General features: G+C 38.6%; 18 protein-coding genes and 1 riboswitch. Of the genes, 16 read left to right on the top strand and 2 right to left on the bottom strand.

What is annotated here, in order from left to right:
• Positions 1-80 precede the first annotated feature (80 nt).
• Positions 81-359, bottom strand: a complete 279-nt coding sequence (locus tag RYM16_RS04220; RefSeq protein WP_009352282.1) for a metal-sensing transcriptional repressor — start codon at positions 357-359, stop codon at positions 81-83.
• Positions 360-722: 363 nt separating this feature from the next.
• Here RYM16_RS04220 and RYM16_RS04215 point away from each other — a divergent pair, with 363 nt between their 5' ends.
• From RYM16_RS04215 to RYM16_RS04170, 10 genes are all read left to right on the top strand, one after another.
• Complete coding sequence (locus tag RYM16_RS04215) at positions 723-1529, top strand: biosynthetic peptidoglycan transglycosylase (RefSeq protein ID WP_105098077.1); 807 nt, start codon at positions 723-725, stop codon at positions 1527-1529.
• Positions 1530-1854: 325 nt separating this feature from the next.
• Positions 1855-3066: an argininosuccinate synthase gene (locus RYM16_RS04210; RefSeq protein WP_009352478.1), complete on the top strand. Its 1212-nt coding sequence runs from the start codon at positions 1855-1857 to the stop codon at positions 3064-3066.
• Complete coding sequence (gene argH / locus RYM16_RS04205) at positions 3066-4493, top strand: argininosuccinate lyase (protein WP_314982501.1); 1428 nt, start codon at positions 3066-3068, stop codon at positions 4491-4493. The genes RYM16_RS04210 and argH overlap by 1 nt, the downstream gene beginning before the upstream one ends.
• A gap of 557 nt (positions 4494-5050) precedes the next feature.
• Positions 5051-6382 (top strand): putrescine-ornithine antiporter, encoded by a 1332-nt coding sequence (gene potE / locus RYM16_RS04200; RefSeq protein WP_274204167.1) that lies wholly within the window; start codon positions 5051-5053, stop codon positions 6380-6382.
• A 391-nt stretch (positions 6383-6773) separates the two neighbouring features.
• Positions 6774-6961: riboswitch (cobalamin riboswitch) on the top strand.
• A 161-nt stretch (positions 6962-7122) separates the two neighbouring features.
• Positions 7123-8061, top strand: coding sequence for a nickel ABC transporter permease (gene nikB / locus RYM16_RS04195; protein ID WP_314982499.1), 939 nt, complete (start codon positions 7123-7125; stop codon positions 8059-8061).
• The gene (gene nikC / locus RYM16_RS04190; protein WP_288992300.1) at positions 8061-8882 is read left to right on the top strand and encodes a nickel transporter permease; all 822 of its coding nucleotides are present in this window, start codon (positions 8061-8063) and stop codon (positions 8880-8882) included. Before nikB ends, nikC begins: the two co-directional genes overlap by 1 nt.
• A gap of 160 nt (positions 8883-9042) precedes the next feature.
• Positions 9043-10611, top strand: coding sequence for an ABC transporter substrate-binding protein (locus RYM16_RS04185; protein WP_314982497.1), 1569 nt, complete (start codon positions 9043-9045; stop codon positions 10609-10611).
• Positions 10612-10623: 12 nt separating this feature from the next.
• Positions 10624-11421: an ABC transporter ATP-binding protein gene (locus RYM16_RS04180; RefSeq protein WP_314982495.1), complete on the top strand. Its 798-nt coding sequence runs from the start codon at positions 10624-10626 to the stop codon at positions 11419-11421.
• The gene (locus RYM16_RS04175) at positions 11414-12229 is read left to right on the top strand and encodes a dipeptide/oligopeptide/nickel ABC transporter ATP-binding protein (RefSeq protein ID WP_314982493.1); all 816 of its coding nucleotides are present in this window, start codon (positions 11414-11416) and stop codon (positions 12227-12229) included. Before RYM16_RS04180 ends, RYM16_RS04175 begins: the two co-directional genes overlap by 8 nt.
• 406 nt (positions 12230-12635) lie before the next feature.
• A complete protein-coding gene (locus RYM16_RS04170) occupies positions 12636-14189 on the top strand; it encodes an ABC transporter substrate-binding protein (RefSeq protein WP_314982491.1) in 1554 nt (517 codons plus the stop codon).
• A 42-nt stretch (positions 14190-14231) separates the two neighbouring features.
• Here RYM16_RS04170 and RYM16_RS04165 read toward each other — a convergent pair whose 3' ends face one another.
• Positions 14232-15167, bottom strand: a complete 936-nt coding sequence (locus RYM16_RS04165) for a YiiG family protein (protein ID WP_265137815.1) — start codon at positions 15165-15167, stop codon at positions 14232-14234.
• Between the two features lie 315 nt (positions 15168-15482).
• Here RYM16_RS04165 and RYM16_RS04160 point away from each other — a divergent pair, with 315 nt between their 5' ends.
• From RYM16_RS04160 to queC, 6 genes are all read left to right on the top strand, one after another.
• Positions 15483-18386, top strand: coding sequence for a DEAD/DEAH box helicase (locus tag RYM16_RS04160; protein WP_314982489.1), 2904 nt, complete (start codon positions 15483-15485; stop codon positions 18384-18386).
• Between the two features lie 8 nt (positions 18387-18394).
• Positions 18395-18799 carry a (deoxy)nucleoside triphosphate pyrophosphohydrolase gene (locus RYM16_RS04155; protein WP_314982487.1) on the top strand — a complete coding sequence of 135 codons (405 nt, stop codon included), beginning with the start codon at positions 18395-18397 and terminating at the stop codon, positions 18797-18799.
• Between the two features lie 181 nt (positions 18800-18980).
• A complete protein-coding gene (locus tag RYM16_RS04150; RefSeq protein WP_314982485.1) occupies positions 18981-19799 on the top strand; it encodes a sulfurtransferase in 819 nt (272 codons plus the stop codon).
• 13 nt (positions 19800-19812) lie between these two features.
• Positions 19813-20040: a hypothetical protein gene (locus tag RYM16_RS04145; RefSeq protein WP_009352277.1), complete on the top strand. Its 228-nt coding sequence runs from the start codon at positions 19813-19815 to the stop codon at positions 20038-20040.
• Between the two features lie 152 nt (positions 20041-20192).
• Entirely contained in the window at positions 20193-20948 is a 756-nt protein-coding gene (locus RYM16_RS04140; RefSeq protein WP_274204157.1) for an exodeoxyribonuclease III, read from the top strand.
• A 68-nt stretch (positions 20949-21016) separates the two neighbouring features.
• The gene (queC, locus tag RYM16_RS04135; RefSeq protein WP_314982483.1) at positions 21017-21706 is read left to right on the top strand and encodes a 7-cyano-7-deazaguanine synthase QueC; all 690 of its coding nucleotides are present in this window, start codon (positions 21017-21019) and stop codon (positions 21704-21706) included.
• Positions 21707-22073 lie beyond the last annotated feature (367 nt).

The following is a 22073-nucleotide window of genomic DNA, read 5'->3' as shown; positions in this document are numbered from 1 at the left end:
AGTAAATATCTAGTGTTATAAGGGTTTTTACACACACTTTTTGTCCTATAAGCCAAAGAAGAGGCGATTTAGCCTCTTCTCTATTTTCCCATATTAGCAAAACGTTCTACAGCTTTTGTAAAGTCGCTAATAGTTTTGTCTACGTCGCCATGCTCGATACCATCACGTACGCAGTGGTTGATGTGACCTTCAAGAACTACTTGTCCCACCTTGTGTAGTGCAGACTTAGCTGCATTAATTTGGCTCAACACATCTTCGCAAGGAATGTCTTCTTCAATCATTCGATCAATAGCTTGCACTTGACCTAAGATTTTACGCAATCGGCGATGCAGATTTTCTGAATCCATACACTGTTTCATATTACTCCTCCAATGGGCATGTTTTTTATCATCTCATTAATTATACTCTATCTAAAGACTGTAATACAACTTAATAAGTAAACCTAATATGCATTAAATCTACATATATAGATTTATGATTGTATGGAACGTATATTTTTAGGTAGGCTTTTACATACAGTATCTAAATTATCAAATATATTTTGCACGATGGGCATCCATAAAACCTAGTATGACTCATATCTTCTTCTTGATTGATGTGATACAATACTTTTAATACACATTGTGTTTGTATATGTATTAGGCGCTGTAGATCTATTGTTGCATAATTATCTCTATATTATATGCGTTTAGCTACAGGCCTTTATGAAATAGGTGAAAGCAATGAAAGTATTTCATTACCTTCGAAACTTACTGGTGTTTGTGGTAGTCATCATATTGGCTATGTTTATATACGATGGATACCATAGTTATCAAGGTTCAGATCGTGAAAGTAACGCTCATACAACTGTTGAAAAACGAATAGAAGAAAGTGAAGATACGCTTAGCCGTACGGACCGGATTATCCGCCTATTTACCTTTAAGGAAAAGGTAGAAATAGCACTGAATCAACGTATTAAAAAAGATCACTGGGTTAAGGGTGACGTGATTCCTGAATATACTAAAAATGCCCTTGTTGCCATTGAGGACAAGCGATATTATAACCATGGCGCCATTGATGTGCTCGGCATCATACGTGCCTTTTATACGAATACTATCGCTGGGGAAACCGTCGAAGGTGGCAGTACCATTACACAACAACTCGTGAAAAATCTCTTCCTTTCATCCAAACGAATTATGAGTCGTAAAGTGGAAGAGGCCATTCTCGCTAGTGAAATGGAACATTATTACTCAAAAGAAGAAATCCTAACGATGTATTTGAATACTGTATATTATGGTCATGGCTACTACGGGATCTATGAGGCATCCCATGGCTATTTTGGAACAAGTCCGAGTCGATTGACCTTGGCCCAAAGTGCACTCCTCGCAGCATTACCTAATGCGCCATCCTACTTGGATCCGTATACGAACTATAAAGGGGCAAAGGCGCGACAAAAACTTGTCCTAGAACAAATGGTAGACCAAGGCATGATTACACAAGCTGAGGCAGACTATGCATACCAACAAGAATTAGGGCTTGTGGAAGAGTAATGTAATATAAACTTGGTATATAATTAAAGTATTTAATAATATATAACTAATACATACCTAAATAACATACCTAAATAAGCTATATTGTGTAGGCGAATACATAGTATAGCTTATTTTATATCCGGATAGTTACGTTCCGAAATATATTATCAAAATGAATAAAAATTATGCTTGCATTTATAATTATACAGGTGTATACTATTTTTTGTCAGAAGGAGAAGGTGACCGTTGGTAGCAGATACAACCACGGTGCTTTCACAATGGTCTGATATAATATAGATTATATGAGTCTAAATAGAGTGTAAGTTTTTTATGAGGTGTTATCATGGGTAAAGCAAATAAAGTAGTACTCGCATATTCTGGCGGTTTGGACACATCCGTTATTATTCCTTGGTTAAAAGAAAATTATGGTTCTGAAGTTATCGCCGTATGCGTAGACTTGGGCCAACCTGAGGATTATGATGCAGTTGAGAAAAAAGCGATCAAATCTGGTGCATCTAAAGCGTACATTGTAGATGCTAAAGAAGAGTTCGTAAAAGACTATGTGTGGCCTACAGTAAAAGCGGGTGCCGTTTACGAAGGTAAATATTTATTAGGTACATCCTTCGCAAGACCTTTGATTGGTAAAATCCTCGTAGATATTGCCGAAAAAGAAGGTGCTGATGCTATCGCTCACGGTGCGACTGGTAAAGGTAATGACCAAGTTCGTTTTGAGTTGGCTATTAAAGCATTGGCTCCTAATATGAAAATTATCGCTCCTTGGAGAGAGTGGGATTTGAAATCTAGAACTGACTGCATGGAATATGCTGCTAAGCACGACATTCCAGTAGTAGCGACTAAAAAACATCCGTACTCCATGGACCAAAACGTATGGCATTTGTCCCATGAAGGCGGCGATCTTGAAAACCCAGCAAATGCTCCTAAAGATGATGTGTACTTGGTAACACATACTCCTGAGCAAGCTCCAGATGAAGCTGGTTATGTAACTGTATCCTTCAAAGATGGCGTACCTGTAGCGGTAGATGGCCAAGAAGGTACTCCATTACAATTGTTAGAAAAACTCAACGAAATTGGCGCACACTATGGCGTAGGCGTTGTAGATATCGTTGAAAATAGATTAGTAGGCATGAAATCCCGTGGCGTTTACGAAAACCCAGGTGGTTCCATCATCATGTATGCTCACAGAGAACTTGAATATCTTTGCCTAGACAGAGCTACATACCACTATAAAGAACTCATTGCTAACAAATATGCTGAACTCGTATACGATGGCATGTGGTTTGCACCATTGATGTATGCTTTGCAAGCGTTCGTTGATGAAACTCAAAAAACTGTAACTGGCGATGTAAAACTTAAATTGTACAAAGGCAACATCATTTCTGCTGGTGCTACATCTCCATACTCCTTGTACAGCGAAGATTTCGTAACATTCGAAGAAGATGATGTATACAACCAAGCTGATGCGGCTGGTTTCATCAACTTGTTCGGTTTACCTCTCAAAATTAATGCATTGATGAAAGAAAAGGCAGGTAAATAATGGCTAAATTGTGGGGCGGGCGTTTCACAAAAGGCACTGATAAAGCGGTAGAGGATTTTACATCCTCTATCGCTTTTGATGCGCGGATGTACGCCGAAGATATTGCAGGCAGTAAAGCACATGCTACAATGCTGGCAAAACAAAATATTATCTCCGACGCAGATCGGGACGCTATTGTTGAGGGCTTAACAAAGATAAAAGGCCAAATCGATAAAGGGGACTTCCCATTCTCCGTAGCTCTTGAAGATATTCATATGAATATTGAAAAGCGCCTAACAGATGATATTGGCGAAGCAGGTGGCCGCTTACATACCGGCCGTAGCCGTAATGACCAATGTGCAGTAGATTTGCACATGTACGTGCGTAAAGCTGTTGTAGAAATGGGCGAGCTTATCGTAGATATGCAAAAAGCGCTCATCGAAACGGCTGAAAAAAACAGTGATGTTATCATGCCTGGTTATACGCATTTACAACGGGCACAACCTGTATTATTTGGTCATCATATGATGGCATACTTCTCTATGCTAGAACGCGACTTTGACCGTTTGTTGATGGTCTTCAAACACGCAGACATCATGCCACTTGGTGCAGGGGCCTTAGCAGGTTCTACATACGGTATTGATCAAACCTATACACAAAAGCTATTGGGCTTCTCTCGTATTTACGAAAATAGTATGGATGCTGTATCCGACCGTGATTATGTAGTTGAATTCTTGTCCTTTGCGTCTCTTGTGATGATGCATTTGAGCCGTCTTAGCGAAGAATTGATTTTGTGGTCTACCAATGAGTTTAATTTTATTGAACTTGATGATGCTCATTGCACAGGCTCTAGCATTATGCCACAAAAGAAAAATCCTGACGTATGTGAACTTGTTCGTGGTAAAACTGGTCGCACCTATGGTCACTTACTAGGTCTTTTAACTACCTTAAAAGGGTTGCCGCTTACCTATAACAAAGATATGCAAGAGGATAAAGAGGGCATCTTCGATGCTATTGATACAGTACATTTTGCCTTGTCCATCAATGCGGCAATGATTCGCGGTATGAAGGTCAATGGGGCGCATATGAAAGCTGTCCTCGATGATGACTTCTCTAATGCTACAGATATGGCCGATTACCTTGCGAAAAAAGGCGTTCCATTCCGTGAAGCTCACGAAATCGTAGGTAATGCTGTACATCATTGTATTGAAAAAGGTTGCGTATTGCTTGATTTATCCGTTGAGGACTTCAAAGCCATCTCACATCATTTTGATGCAGATATCCGTGATGCTATTTCTATCGAAGCTTGCGTAGCAGGTCGTAACAACTACTCTGGTACTGCTCCAGAATGTGTGGAAAGACAACGTAATAATGGTAAAGCTGTTATCGCCGGAGAAGAAAAACAAATTGCAGAATGGAAAGCTATTGTTGAATCTGCACAAGAATAAGTGTTTTACATTTTAACTTTCTATTGAAAACTTAAGATCGATATACATATAAGTCTGTTTTAGAAGCTCTATATAGAGCTCAAAGCTCATGTGTATATCGATTTTTTTCGTTTAAAAGTCAGATAATACCTATAAAAAGGCGTTTCTAATTGATAATGTACTATTAAAAAAGTATAAAATTGTGTACGTATACAGTAGACTACGAGAAAATAATAGTCTTGTACTAGGACACTATAACCGTGATAGATAGGAAAAATTACATATATACACAGAATAAAATAGGGTAAAAATATACACTGTCATTGTTAAAATGGGTTCTGTTCGTTTTAGATAATAAATTACCTATAATTTATTCAATTCGTGTAATATGGCTTGTCCGCCAATAAAGTACTTTCATTTTGGTTTCATAGGTGTTATTATGTAATTCGTAATAAGAATAACAACGGTAAATCCACATTCAAGCCCATCACAGCACGAACTGGATTTACTTAGCGGTATATTATATTTAAGTGAATTATGGACGAGAAAAAATTCACCTTATGAAAGGGGATTGATACATGAAAACGACCGCTAAAAAAATGTCTGTATTCCAGCTAACCACAATGGTAGCAGCCAATATGCTAGGAGCTGGGATCATTATGTTACCAACTAATTTGGCTCAAGTTGGTACTATTTCAGTTTTATCTTGGCTCGTGACAGCTGTGGGTGCGCTTTTACTAGCGTATATTTTTGCTCAAGCGGGTATGTTCTCCCAAAATAAAGGGGGCATGGGCGGTTATGCAGAACACCGCTTCGGTAAAACTGGACATTTTATGGCGAGCTATGCTTACAGCATATCTCTCATCATTGCTAATATCGCCATCGCGGTTTCTGCCGTAGGTTATGGCGCAGCTTTCTTTGGTGTTGACCTTAATGCAACACAAACAAGCCAAGTAACAATTGTGCTCTTGTGGTTTGCAGCGATTTTGAACTTCCGAGGCAATCGCTTCACAGGTCGACTCAGCAACATGACTATTTGGGGCTCTATTGTTCCGGTTCTTTTAATCGGTACAATCGGCTGGTATTGGTTTGATCCGTCTATCTATTGGGCGGCATGGAACCCAAATGATCTTCCGCTTTATGATGCGGTAAAACAATCTATTTCCCTAACATTATGGGGCTTCCTAGGGTTTGAGTCCGCAGCGGCTAATGCTGATGCTGTTGAGAATCCAAAGAAAAACGTACCTATTGCAACTGTAGCAGGTACATTAGCAGTGGCGGTGGTTTACATCTTGTCCACAAACGTTATGGCCGGTATCGTTCCTAACGTTGACTTATTAAATTCTAACGCACCATTCGGTTTGACATTCGTATACATGTTCAATGATACAATTGCAAACATCGTTATGGCTGCTATGGTTATTTCTTGCTTTGGCGCTTTACTTTGCTGGCAATTCACATTGTCTCGCGTATTCAAAAGCGCAGCGGAACACGGTTACTTCCCTAAAGTATTCGCTCGTGTAAATAGCAAAGACGCTCCTGTTCGTGGCGTATTCATTTTACTCGCTGTTGAAACATTACTTACTTTGTTCACTGCAAGCGACTCCTTGCGTGAGCAATTTGAAATCTTAGTAAACTTAGCGGTTGTAACTAACGTAGTACCGTATGTATTGTGCATCTTGGCAGTACCTACAATGATGCGTATGGCTGGTGTAGCTGAAAGCCGCATTAAACGTTCCAACTACCTGTTCGGCGCAGGCGTTATCTACTGTTTATATGCAATCTACGCATGTGGATTTGATGCTATGGTAGGTAGTGCAGTAGCGGTAAGCATCGGTTTCGTGATCTATGTTTTGCGTAAAGCGTGGGATACACGCAGAGCGCACCGCTTACAACAAAGTATCGATTAACTGAATATCTCTCGTCTTATTAGAGGCTGTTACTAAGTAACAGCCTCTTTTTGGTATATTAATCAAACTTATTAATTATGGTTTTATTAATTATAAATAATTGATAGTTGCTAAAGTGATTAAAAGTTTTTTCGGTATGTATAAAAAAAATTCATGAGAAAATTACCGTTATAATAATAATTAATATATATACAGTTGCATACAGTTAATACGGTAAAAAGTCACATATATAAAGTGATTTGTATAGGTTTATACATAAATAGAGACTTAATCAGTAATCGATAATTTTTATTAGTATAAAAATTATATTGAAAATCTACGATGTACGTATACCCATAAGGGGTATGCGTATTGTAAATAGGATATTAATATAGTATATTTATAATCGATAAAAATGAATGAACTAATGAGTGTCGGTATTCACCGAGCGTAAAAGAGGAAAATGGGTGTAAATCCCATACTATGCAAATAGCTGTAATGAGGAGCAAGATTTCATTATAGGGTCACTGGGAAACTGGGAAGGCCGAAATGTTGCGATGAATCTGAGTCAGAAAGCCTGCTCTAAATGCATGGTAGCATATACTGTGCTTAATTTAGGTTAGTCAGGCGACTAACCTTTTTGAGTTTCTCAGGTGACTTATTTTCCTTTGTTTTGACGTATTACTGCTGCGTTAAGCAGAGGGTAACATTAGTTGTTCGTTTGATTTGTTGTTAGTGTTTAGAGAGTTTAGGAGGCGCCTATGGGCAAACGCTTTGTCAAACAGTTGGGGCAATTTCTTGTGACCTTGTTTGGCATTACATTTTTGACATTTTGTCTCACCTATTTAGCACCAGGCGATCCAGTAACGATGCTACTAGAAACGGCAGACACTATCGTGTCTCAGGAGCTCATCGATGAGACTCGAGCTCAGCTTGGGTTAGATAAACCGTTTATAGTGCAATATGCAAACTGGGTTGTGAATGCTGCACAAGGTGATTTAGGGATGAGTTACTCTGCTAAAAAGCCAGTAGTAGATCGTATGTTGGAGGCTTTACCGGGGACAGTAATGTTAGCAGGTACTGCTTTAGTATTTACTCTGCTTTATGCATTGCCAGCAGGGATTATAAGCGCCGTAAATCGTAATAAATGGGTAGACTATGTGTTGAGATCTTTATCCTTTGTAGGCGTATCTATGCCATCATTTTGGTTAGGTCTTGTACTTATTTATATCTTCGGTCTTAAACTAGGTCTTGTACCAATTGCTACATCTCGTATAACGCCAATAGGTGTAATTTTGCCAGCTGCTACATTAGCTGTCGTAATTGGTTCTAAGTATATGCGCCAAGTCCGACTCGTTATCCTTGAAGAAATGGAAAAGGATTACGTTATCGGTGCTCGTGCTCGTGGTGTCAGTGAGATGAAGATTTTATTTGGTCATATTTTGCCAAATGCCGTCTTGCCGCTCATCACTATTCTTGGTGTTGTCATGGGCTGGCTATTAGGTGGTGTAGCAGTTGTAGAAATGGTATTCTCTTGGCCTGGCCTAGGGAACATGGCAGTTTACGCTATTACCATGCGCGACTATCCCTTGATCGAAGGCTTTGTATTGTGGGTTGCTTTAGCCTATATGTGCATCAATGCATTAATTGATGCGTCATATGTACTATTAGACCCTAGACTGAAAAGGGAGAGAGCATAATGGCAGAATTCATTCAAAAACATAAATTGTTCTCTTTCTATAGCACCTTAATGATTGTTGTAGTTCTTATAGCTATATTTGCACCATGGCTTGCTCCGGGTGATGCTTTTTCCTCAAATCTGAGTCAAGCATTACAAGCGCCAAGTAGTCAACATTGGTTTGGTACAGATAAGCTTGGTCGTGATGTATTGTCTCGCATCATTTATGGTACTCAATTATCCTTGTTCATGGGTGTTACCATTGTTGTCATTATGGTTAGCGTAGGCACTATCATTGGTGCAGCAGCAGGCTATTTTGGCGGTAAAGTTGAAATGGTACTCATGCGTATCACTGACATTATGCTATCCTTCCCTGGTATCGTATTGGCCATTGCTATTGCTGGTATTTTGGGTGGTAGTATTGTGAATACGATTTTAGCCTTGTCCGTTGTTGGTTGGGCAAAATATGCTCGTATTGTACGTTCTATGACACTTAAGGTGCGTGGTGAGGAGTATGTAACGGCAGCTGTCATGATGGGTGCTAATACATCTACAATTCTTAGACGTCATATTATTCCTAATATCATGCCTCTCGTTATTACCACAGGCGCTTTAGATATTGGGGCCATCATGATCGAAGTAGCAGGTCTATCCTTCCTAGGTTTTGGTGCTCAGCCGCCAACACCAGAATGGGGCCTTATGCTCAATGAAGGTCGCCAGTACTTGCAGACGAGTCCTTGGCTCATGGCATTCCCTGGTATATCTATCCTTATCGTAGTAGCGATCTTTAACCTTTGGTCTGATTCCTTGCGTGACGTAGTGGATCCGAAGAACCAAGGGTAATCTATGAGATGTATTCATTTTCTAGAACTGTCTTTTATGAAAGTGTCTAGGTGGATAGATTATAATGTATGTTTTTTCCATCACTGATTATGTAGGATTGTCATAGTCATGATGTTAAATGTTTTTATGTTTTGTATGTAGTGGTACAAGGAGATTTTACATGAAAAAATCTTGGAAAAAAGCCCTCTTAGCAGGTCTTAGCATTGTAATGATGGGTTCCTTCATCGCAGGTTGTGGCTCCGATAACAACGGCTCTGCAAATAAAGACGTATTGAAAGTAGGCGTAACTAACTTCGCTTCTACTTTAGAACCTACGGAAAACTTCTTCGCTTGGGTTGTAATGCGCTATGGTGTAGGCGAAACATTGGCTAAATTCGACGAGCAAATGAAACCGCAACCTTGGATCGCATCTAAATGGGAAGTATCCCCAGACCATAAAACGTGGACTTTCACAATTAACGATAAAGTAACATTCTCTAATGGTAAAAAAGTAGATGCAGCTGCAGTAAAAGCATCTATTGAACGTGCATTTGAAAAGTCTAACCGTGCGAAAACATTCTTCGAATATGACTCTATGGAAGCTAATGGTCAACAATTAGTTATTCATACAACAAAAGAATATCCTAATATGCCAGGTCTTTTGGCGGATCCACTGTTCCTCATCGTTGACGTACAATCTGAAAAAGATGGTCGTAACTTCGCTAAAGAAGGCCCTATCGGTACAGGCCCATATGTAGTTAAATCCTTCACTAAAGAACGTGCTGAAATGGCAGCGAACGAAAAATACTGGGATGGTGCAGTACCATTCAAAACTGTTGAGATTCCTTCCATCGATGATCCTAATACGCGTGCATTGAGCTTGCAATCTGGCGACGTAGATATGGCCGTTAACATCGGTCCTGGTGAAATTGGTTTATTCCAAGGCAACAATAAATTTAAAGTAGATGAAATTGCATCTCTTCGTGTAGTGTTGGCTCGTATTAACCAAAAAGGTATTCTTGGTGACGACAAGGTTCGCGCTGCTGTTATTTCTGCAGCAGACCGTAAGAGCTATGCCGATGTATTGTTAAAAGGTACATTTATTCCTGGTTCTGCTCCAATTCCGCCATCCATGGACTACGGTTTCAAGGACTTGAAAGATCCTAATGCGTATAATCCTGAACGCTCTAAACAATTGTTAGCTGAAGATGGTTGGAAAGATACTGATGGTGACGGCATCCTAGATAAAGATGGTAAACCATTAACATTTGACTTCGTAGTATATAACTCTCGTGCAGAATTGCCACTTTATGCAGAAGCAGTACAAGCTGACCTCAAAAAAGTGGGCATCGACATGAAAATCAAAACAGTTGACTATAACTTGATTGATAAAATGGGTCAAGATGGCGACTATGATATGCTTATCTCCAACATCGTAACTGCTAATACAGGCGATCCAATCTGGTTCTTAGCTAACTACTGGCATACTAATGTGGATGGTTCCAACCCTCAAAACGGTTCTGGTTACTCCAACCCACAAGTTGACCAATTACTCGACGCAGCTGAAACTGAATTCGATCCTGCAAAACGTCGTGAATATGCAATTCAAATTCAACAAATATTGATGAATGATGGTGCTGCATTGTTCTTAGGTTACCCTAAAACTAATATCGTTACTGGTTCTTACTTGAAAGGTGCTGTAATGTACCCAAGTGACTACTACTGGATTACTAATAAAATTACAAAATAATAAGGAGCTATAATGGCAGAAAACATACTAACTGTAGAGAACCTTAACATCGCGTACCAAGGTGTGCCTGCTGTTATGGATGTGAATTTTACCTTGGAACGCGGCAAGGTATTAACCATCGTAGGTGAGTCTGGATCCGGTAAAACTACCGTGATCCGGGCCCTCATGGGTTTATTACCTGTAGGTGGTGAGGTCACAGATGGTACAATGATCTTTAATGGTCAAGACCTTCGCACCCTATCTAAGTCAGAGTGGAGAGCTATACGTGGTAAAGATATGGCCATGATTTTCCAAGATAGTGGTAGTGCACTGGATCCAATCGTTCGCATTGGTAAACAATTTAGAGAACTATTTAAGGCTCATATTGAAATCGATAATGACGAATGTGATCGCCGTGCTATTGCCTTACTAGAAGCTGTATCCTTGCCTAATGGTGCTGATATATTGCGCCGTTATCCTCATGAGCTATCCGGTGGTCAGCGACAACGTGTGGGCATTGCCATGGCATTAGCCTTAGACCCGGCATTACTCATTGGTGATGAACCGACGTCGGCACTAGATGTAACGACGCAGTCTCAAGTAGTTATGCAAATGCTTGAACTTGCTAAAGAACATAATTCTGCAATTGTTATGGTAACGCATAACCTTGGTGTAGCAGCCTACATGTCCGACTATATCATTGTTATGAAAAAAGGCCGTGTTGTAGATGCAGGTACCCCACAAGACATTTTGGAAAATCCATCTAATGAATATACGAAGCAATTAAAAGATGCGGTACCAACATTGGGAGGAGGTCGTTACATTGACTAAATACGCAGTAGAAATTAAAAATGTGTATAAACGATTCCCACTTCCCACTGGTGGTGAGCTCGAAGCGTGTAAGAATATTAATATCACCTTAGAAAAAGGCCAGTCCCTTGGGATTGTAGGGGAATCTGGTTCTGGTAAAACGACTTTGGTTCGTATGATCATGAAGATGCTTCCTATCACGGAAGGCGAGATTTATGTAGATGGTGTAGAGATTCAACATATGAACTCTGAGCAAACGAAAGAATACCGCAAGAAAATTCAAATGGTATTCCAAGATCCGTCGGCAGCCTTTAATCCGCGTATGAAGGTAAAGGATATTATTCTTGAGCCACTATACAATTTTGGCCTTCTAGAAAAAGGAAAAGAAGAACAGATTGCTGGTGATTATCTTGAAATGGTAGATTTACCTCGCGAGTTTATGCATCGCTATCCTCATGAAATGTCTGGTGGTCAACGTCAACGTGTGGCCATTGCTCGTGCTATCGTATTAGAGCCAGAAATTCTTGTTCTAGACGAGGCTACTAGTGCCTTAGACGTATCTGTACAAGACTCCATTGCGTACCTATTGGCGCGTTTACAAAAAAAGAAAAACTTAACATACCTATTTATCGCTCATGATATTGCGTTCATTCGTACTATGTGCCACAAGGTGGTCGTAATGTACAAAGGCGATATCGTTGAAGAATTAGATGCAATCCACTTAGCTGACGCAAAGCATCCTTATACAAAGGTTCTATTGAGCTCCATCTTTGAAATTGGTGAAGATCATAAGCCACTTACAATGGAAGAGGCTGCATTAGAAGCATAGTATAAGAAATACATTTAAGCGTATATAGATTTTAAAAATTAAACTTTGAGTGTATAGATTTAAAATATAGAATTTTAAATCCTGTAGGTACATTACAATAGCAGTTAGCTTGTAAGCTAACTGCTATTTTTTTATGAAATATAGATATAAGCGTTCTAAAATAGATATATCGAAATCTTTCGTAAATAATTATTGTGTTAACACCGAATATATAGTATAGTTGACTATATGAAATATACCCATATGGGTATAACAAAATATGCTCATATGAAGTGATATACATAGATTCTCTCTATATTAACTGTTGTAAAATTGAGTTAGGATTACTAGGTTATGTTAACGCACAACATAGTGAGTGTCTGAGCATACATAATAGTTAATGAATGTAGAAAGGTTAGGTGTGTAAATGAAAGGTTTACGCAAGGCTTTATTAATTGGTATGACCTTAGGTATGACTGTGCTAGGCACTGTTGGTTGTATGAATCAAAACGCTGCTCCGTCTAATGATGTATTAAAGGTAGGGGCCATTAGCTTTGCAGGTACATTAGAACCAACAGAAAACTATTTTAGCTGGGCTGTTGTACGATATGGTGTAGGGGAAACACTAATAAAATTTGATGATCACATGAATGCTAAACCCTGGTTAGCATCCTCTTGGAAACAAAGTGATGATAAGCTGACTTGGACTTTCACCATCAACGATAAAGTAAAATTCTCAAATGGTAAAAGTTTGACAGCAGAGGCTGTAAAAGCATCTCTAGAAAGAACCTTTGCGAAGAGTAAACGAGCAAAAACGTTCTTTAACTATACAGAAATCACCGCTAAGGGGCAGGAGCTTACGATTAAGACTGACAAGGAATACTATAACTTGCCAAACTTGCTTGGAGATCCATTGTTCCTAATTATGGATGTCACCGCAGAGGCTGATGGTCGTGATATTGCTAAGGAAGGTCCTATCGGTACGGGTCCATATGTAGTATCCTCTTTCACAAAAGAGCGTGCAGAACTCAAACGTAACGATAATTACTGGGATGGTAAGGTAGGCTTTGCTAAGGTTGAAATTCCATCTATTAACGATGCCAACACACGTGCCTTGGCATTACAAGCGGGCGATGTAGATATGGCCGTTAGCATTGGTCCTGGCGAATACGGTATATTCCAAAATGATAAGAACTTTACTATCTATGAAGTAGCTTCCTTGCGTGATGTATTTGTTCGTATGGGGCAAAAAGGTAAGCTACAAAATCCTGATTTGCGTGCGGCCCTTATTGCCGCTGCAGACCGTGAGTCTTATGCGAAGAATCTCATGAAGGACACATTTGTAGCGGGTAAGGCTCCATTGCCACCATCCATTGATTATGGCTTTGACCAATTGCGCGATCCTAATAAATACAATGTAGCACGTGCTAAAGAATTACTTAAACGTGCAGGCTATGAAGATACGAATGGCGACGGCATTGTAGATAAAGATGGTGAAAACCTAGTACTCGATTTCTATGCTTATACATCTCGTCCTGAATTGCCATTATATGCAGAAGCATTACAAGCAGACTACAAAAAAATCGGTGTAGATTTACAAATTAAAATCGTTGACTATGCTGTGATTGACACCTTATCTCAATCTGGGGATTATGACATGATTATCTCTAGTGTAGTAACTGCTAATACAGGTGAACCAGTATGGTTCTTGAAACAATATTGGGGTACAGGCGTTGAAACTAATGGCTCAGGCTTCTCCGATCCACGTTTTGATGAATTGTTAGCCCTTGGTGAAAGCGCTAACGATCCTGTGGCACGCCGTAATGCTGTTATCAACGCACAACAACTCATGCTAGATAACGCTGTAGCATTATTCTTAGGCTATCCTAAAACCAATATCGTAGGTAATAAGAAGATTGATGGTATTAAGATGACACCGTCTGAATACTACATCATTACAAAAGACCTTAAACTTAAATAGACAAAATAGAAGAGGACCATTTGGTCCTCTTTTTGTATATCTTTATTTTTTATTTTTCTCTGTTACATCTAAGTCTGCCATATTTATGGCATTGGCTTTGCTAATCATCTTATTATACTTAATAAATAATTGCGTATAGGCTTCGCCATAAGATGAGTTAATAATAATATAGTTGCGGGCTTCTGCAACAAACTCTTTTACAGCATCTTGATACTCTCGCACAGCATTTTGTGTTTCTGAAGTAGTACCAGGTTGTAATTTGTTAATGCGTTGTGAAATTTGCTGTAAGTTAGCTTCAACCTTTTGCGTATCCGTATTTCCATCTGGATCAATAAGGTCGATAGTTTGTGCTGTCATGAGGTTTAATTCAATAAAATTAACCGCATTTTCCCGTTTTTCGCCTTGATACTCGTTCATGCGCTCAGTGTAGAGTTCATTGTTACGATTATCTAAAGCTAAATCTAATGCATTATACGTAGCATAGAATTGTTCAGCTAATGGTACATATTGTGCAGCTAGCTCATCGCTGCCTTTGAAATTATCTTTTTCAAATCGACGTTCTACATAGTAAGCTTGCAACTGATCTGCAATCGGAATAATTTGATCAAGTACGGCGAGTACGTCATTTGTTGCTTGGTTTACGTCTTCATATGGAGTAGAACTATCTTGTTTTGCTGCTTCTAAAGCAGTTTTGAGATCCTTATATTTTGGCAAGGTAATCGTCGTGTTATGGGAACTATTACGCAACTCTTCAAGAGTTGGTTGTAATTGGTTAGCATAAGCTACGCTGTACGAGTTATATGTGTCTAATGCAACAATATAAGGACGAATTGCGTTGATCTTATCGTCAACCGTTGATCGATATAAAATTGTCGTTGTATTGGATGACAGAAGTGTATACACTCCATAAATCCCACCACCGATAATAGCTGCACCGAGTACGATGGCCGCTATTAACTTGATGTACCCCTTTTTCAACTGCGTACGCTCCTTGCAAACACACTAACTCTTTTGGATCCATTTGGGCGCACTACGCCCCTAAGAGTAATTAGTTACATTATATCACAACTCTAAGCGACAAAAAAGACGTATGCCAGTAATAATCATAAGGGATTGATGAAATTATTCGATGTGAACATATATTAATATTTATATATTGCGATTTACAGATGAAACAGGGTGCATATCAAATGAATATATAAGGTTTTGGGTATAAAAATATATATACCCTAGACGCTGCTGCTGCGGCTGGTATAATAGCAAGTATAGTATTAATTATATGGGGAGTTCGTTATGTCAGAATCGAATCGTTTAATCAATTTTGCTACATCTTCAGAACTTATTGCTAATGGGGAAGGTCGTAATGTTTTATCAGCTATTGAAGATGGCTTACGCAGTTGTGTTGAGTTTTTAATATCTGTAGCATTTATAACACCAGAAGGTTTACTAACATTAAAGCCAATTCTTAAGGAATTAGAAGATCGTGGTGTTCGAGGTCGTATATTAACGACAGACTATCTTGGCTTTAATAGTCCAGAAGTTTTAGAAGACTTAGGAAATTTAAAGAATATTGATTTAAAAGTCTATTGCACTACAAATGGTAGTGGTCATGGCTTTCATACAAAAGGGTATATCTTTAGAAAAGATGAATCTTATCAAATTATTGTCGGCAGCTCTAACTTAACTATTAATGCATTAAAGAAAAATCGTGAATGGAATACTCGGTCTGAAGCGCATTGTAGTGATACATATGCCCGGGAAATTACAGAAGAGTTTGATCTATATTGGAATTCCGAGTTTGCCATTCCTTATGAAGAGTTTATTCCGTGGTATAAACCTAGATGGGTACGGCCTGAGCGAGCCTCTCAAAAAACTGTAGCAGAACAATTTAGAGCTATAGATTTGGTTCATTTAGAAGCAAATAGCATGCAACAACAGTTTATTGCTAACTTCAATGAGCTAAGAGCTAATAATGCAAGAAGAGGCCTTTTGATATCTGCTACGGGTACTGGTAAAACTTATGCAGCCGCTTTTGCTATGCGAGAGATGAAGCCTAAAAGAATTTTATTCTTAGTCCATCGTGAACAAATTGCAAAGCAAGCGATTGCAAGTTTTGAACGAATTTATAACGACAGTTCAATTCAGTTTGGACTCGTATCAGGAAATGCGAAACACTATAATGCAACACATGTATTTTCAACCATGCAAATGATGGGTCGAGATGATGTAATGAAACAGTATGATCCGAAGGAATTTGATTGTATTATTATTGACGAAGTACATCGTGCAGGTTCAGATAGTTATCAACGCATAATTGAATACTTTGAACCACAGTTTTTATTGGGGATGACTGCAAGTCCAGAACGAACTGATGGTTATGATCTATATGAATTATTTGACCACAATATTATTTACGAAATTCGTTTACAACAGGCTTTAGAAGAGGATTTACTCTGCCCATTCCACTACTTTGGGATTAGTGACTTATGGGTGGATACTCAAGAAGATATATCCGATATGGACGTATCTTTCTCGAATTTATCTACAAAGGAGCGAGTAGATAAAATTATAGAAAAGATTCGCTACTTTGGACATAGTGGCAGTCGTGTAAAAGGGCTTGTTTTCTGTGCTAATAGAATTGAAGCCAAAGAGTTATCTGATGCATTTAACGAACGTGGTGCTTATCGTACGATTTGTTTAACTGGTGAAGATAGTCAAGAAGTTAGGGAGAAAGCAATTGCTCGTTTAACTGGTACAGGAGAATACCAAGGTCGTATAGATGAGCAACTTGACTATATATTTACGGTTGATATATTCAATGAAGGTGTTGATATCCCTGAGATTAATCAAGTTATTATGTTACGTCAAACTGAAAGTCCAATCATTTTTATTCAACAACTCGGACGTGGTTTGCGTAAATTTGAAGACAAGGAATATGTTGTTATTTTAGATTTTATCGGTAACTATACCAATAACTTTATGATTCCTATAGCATTATCTGGTGATAGGAGTTATAACAAAGACACTTTACGTCGTTATGTACAGGCTGGTAATCGTATTATTCCAGGTACCTCGACGGTGCACTTTGATAAAATAGCTAAACAGCGTATTTATGAGTCTATTGATACTGCTCGATTTTCAGATATGAAATTAATAAAGGAAGCGTATTTTAATTTACGTTTTAAATTGGGGCGTATTCCTAAAATTGCTGATTTTGCCGATCATGGCTCCATTGATGTAAGTAGAATTTTTAGTAAATTTAAGTCCTATCATCATTTCTTGATAAAGATTAAGGATAAGGACTATGATATATCCTTTACGCCTGTTCAGGAGCGAATGTTGCATTTTATATCTCAAAAATTAACGGTAGGGATGCGTGCCCGAGAGCTTATAGTTTTACAGGCATTATTAGATGGTCGTGACGATATCATTAACTATGTATCTGAAGAACTTTATAATAATTACAATGTAGATTTATCTGAATATGGACGAATTAATCTTATCAATATGATGACAAATCGATTTGGCGTTCAAGTAGCACAAAAGACTTTTGAAGATAGTGAGTTTATTGAGTTCTCTAATGGTAAGTATGGTATATCTCCAATTTTTAAACAGGCTTTAGAAGATAATAATTTTAAAGAACAAGTTCAAGAACTTGTTACATATGGTTTCAAGCAGTTTAATGAAAGGTATAAAGATAATATTTATGGCAATACACCATTTGCTTTATATGAAAAATATACATATGAACAAGTTTGCCAATTATTAGAGTGGCCTCAAAATGAAGTACCTCTCAATATTGGAGGATATAAATTTCATAAGGAAACAAAAACATATCCTGTGTTTATCAACTATCATAAAGCTGATGATATTCAAGATACTATTAAGTATGAGGATAGATTTGAAAATCCAGGATTACTAAAAGCTATATCTAAGAATAAACGAACCTTTACCTCTGATGATGTACAAACTGCATTTAATGCTGATGCATTAGGTGTTGCAATGCATTTATTTGTAAGGAAGAACAAAGATGATGAGGAGTCTAAAGAGTTTTATTATTTAGGACCCATTCATTCTACCGGTCAGGAGAATGCTAAAGAAATTTCAATGGCCAATGGTACTGCGGCAGTAGAATTAGAATATGTGCTTGAAGTACCTGTACGGGATGATATTTATGATTATATTGTTAATGGATAAGGATATATATGAGTGAACAACGAAAACATATTGAAGTTGTAGCTGCTATTATAAAAAAGGGCAATACCGTATTAGCAACGCAACGTGGTTATGGTGATCTAAAGGATGGATGGGAGTTTCCAGGTGGTAAAATTGAACCAGGTGAAGCTCATGATGTAGCTCTTATTAGAGAAATCAAAGAAGAGCTAGAAGCTGATATTAATGTTCAAGAGCATATTATTACTATTGAATATACTGGTTATGAAAAGTTTGATTTAACAATGCATTGCTATTTATGTTCCTTAGTAAAAGATTCTAATATTACGTTAGTAGAACATGAAGCAGCTAAATGGTTATCAAAAGATACTTTATATTCTGTGGATTGGCTTCCTGCTGATATTGATGCGGTAGATGCCATATATAAATGTCTATAAGCCTAATATTTAATTACGTTTAAGCCCCTATCTTAGATAGGGGCTTTTCGTGTTTGCTTTACATCTTAAGGTATTAAATAACTTTCACTATACCAAAATAAATTGTATATCCTCTTGTACTCGTATATAATAATATTATCAGATTTGTATTTTTCGATATAATTATATGAAAGGAGTACCTATGTCAAATTTTATCACTCCTAATGAATTGTTAGCTTGTCTCGACGAAGTCATTATTTTAGATGCTCGAGGCTATCAAGATTATAAAAAAGGTCATATTAAAGGTTCTTACGCGGTGGATTTAAATAAGGATTTAACAGGTCCTTTGGGCGAGCATGGTGGCCGACATCCATTGCCAGATATGGAGCGTTTGGCTCATACCTTTGAGTCTTATGGTATCACTCGTGATTCCAAGGTTGTTGTGTATGACTCTTGGCTTTTCTTGGCGGGACGCCTTTGGTGGATGTTGCGTTACATGGGCTTAACGGATGTGCGCGTATTGTCTGGTGGTGTTGAACGTTGGGTTAAGGAAGGTCATAGTCTAACTAAAGAACCAACTCCGTTACCTGCAGAACCGTCTGTTTTTAACTATGAATTGCAAACGCATATGGTTATGAGTCGTGATGAGGTACTCAAGGCTAGTGAAAGTGGTGACCATGTTATCATCGATGCTCGTGCGCCTTTCCGTTACGATGGATCACAAGTAGATACGATGGATGGCATGACAGGACATATTCCTGGTGCTGTTAATCATTTCTATGAAAGTGGCTATACAGTCGATGGTCCGAAGTCTGTAAAAGACTTAGAGGCTGAGTATTATAATGAAATTTATCAAAATCGACCTGTTGTAACCTATTGCGGTTCTGGCGTTACAGCTTGTAATGCATTGTTAACTATGAGCGAAGTCGGCTTGGAGTCCGCATTATATGTTGGTAGCTCTAGTGATTGGGTAACTTATGATGGGTTCCCACTTAATACAGGTGTAGAAACATTAAACTAATATAGGAGGTCAAATGAATCTTTTAAAGCATTTGTTAACGGTTGTTGCCTTTGCCTATATGTGTTATCACATTTATAACTTTGGACCAGGTATGTTTAATGTTACTGTGTTGGTTGTTCTTATTTTGTCTACGGTAGCTAATTATTTCCGTGAGAAACGTGAAAGTGACCTTAAAGCCAACGAAAATGCGCGCAAGGCTCGTGCTGAAGCTAGACATGCAAAAAAACATAAAAAGCAGTAATATAGTCATAATATAACCCTTAGATTAGCTTATATTTAGCATAGATTAAGTGCAAATCAAGTAAAACCTTATTTTTTGTAAACGAGACTTTCACCAAGTTGAATAAGGTGAAACGTATTAGATTGATGCGAAGTATCGGAAAGGAGTAAGAATTGAAATTAATTTCTTGGAATGTAAACGGTCTACGCGCCGCTGTCACAAAGGGTTTTATGGAATCCTTTAACGAATTAGACGCAGATATTTTCTGTTTGCAAGAAACGAAATTGCAACCAGAACAAATTTCTTTGGAGTTGCCAGGTTATGAGCAATATTGGAATAGCGCTGTGAAAAAAGGCTACAGTGGTACTGCTGTATTCACGCGTATTAAACCGTTGTCCGTAACTAATGGTATCGGCATTGAAGAACACGATCAAGAGGGCCGTGTTATTACTGCTGAATATGACAATTTCTATTTAGTATGCTGCTATACACCAAATAGCCAACGTGAATTGGCTCGTCTTGAGTACCGTATGACTTGGGAAGATGCATTCCGCAACTATTTGCTTGAATTAGATAAGAAAAAACCAGTCATTCTCTGTGGTGACCTCAATGTAGCGCATCAAGAAATCGATCTTAAAAATCCTAAGACAAACCGTAAAAATGCAGGCTTCTCTGATGAAGAGCGTGCAAAAATGACAGAACTGTTAGGTGCTGGTTTCACAGATACATTCCGTCACCTCTATCCAGATGCAATTGAGCAATATAGTTGGTGGTCCTACATGGGCAAAGCTCGTGAGCGGAATACAGGATGGAGAATTGACTACTTCATCACCTCTAAACGTCTTGATGACAAAATTCAAGAAGCTAAAATTCACCAACAAATCTTTGGCTCTGATCACTGCCCAGTAGAATTAGATATCGATTTATAATATATTGAAAGTATAATCTACAGCCTCATCTTAGGATGGGGCTGTTGTAATAGGTGAAAGGAGACCTTATGGCACAAAAACAAAAGGCTGTTGTCTTATTCAGCGGTGGTGTAGATAGTACTACATGTTTAGCGCTAGCTATTGAAAGATTTGGCAAAGACAATGTAGTGCCTTTATCCATTCAATACGGTCAAAAACATAGTAAAGAACTAGAGGCTGCTGCATCTATTCTCGCTTATTATGGAATTGAAGGTAAAACGATGGATGTCACTAAATTGTTTGCCTTCAGCAATTGCTCTTTATTGACCCAATCCACAGAGGAAATACCTCAAGGTTCATACAAGGAACAACAAGAAACAGAAGGGGAAGGTACGGTTAGCACCTATGTGCCATTTAGAAATGGTCTATTCCTATCTGCGGCTGCTTCCTTAGCCTTATCTCTAGACTGCGGCTATATCTACTACGGTGCCCATAGCGATGATGCGGCTGGCAATGCATACCCAGACTGTACAGAACACTTCTACAAATCCATGGGTGACGCCATCTTCGAAGGATCTGGTAAAGAATGCTCCCTAGAAGCACCATTTATCAACTCCAACAAAGCAGACATCGTAAAAGAAGGTCTACGCCTAGGCGTTCCGTACCACCTAACCTGGTCCTGCTACGAAGGCGGCGACAAACCATGCGGACACTGCGGTACCTGCATCGACAGACAAGCCGCCTTCCAAGCCAACGGCGTCGAAGACCCAGCACAATAATAGAACTTCTCTACATCTACTAAAACTGGATTATATTAGTAGCCGCCTTTTAGGTGGCTACTTTGCTATATGTTCTAATAGATAAGATAGTATATTGGGGATTAGGTGGACTTATATGTCACTAGCTCGCCTCAACTGGCTTAGACTAGTTGAGGCGCTTTGATGAGTAATATACTTCATATTATTTATCATTTGGAGGATGCTGAGTCAAAACGGCCTTTAGAATTACTAATATCCGTAACATTGATTTTCTAAATTCGCAGTGGTGGTAGATACCTTTTCAAAGAGCGACTTTGGCAGGTCGAGGCCCTAGGCCGATGACCGTATAGCCAGTGGAGCGATGAGGAAAGGTATCTGCCACCACCCC

The organism is uncultured Veillonella sp. (assembly GCF_963524655.1).
Classification (GTDB): Bacteria; Bacillota; Negativicutes; order Veillonellales; family Veillonellaceae; genus Veillonella.
This window is presented reverse-complemented; position numbering and strand designations above follow the sequence as displayed.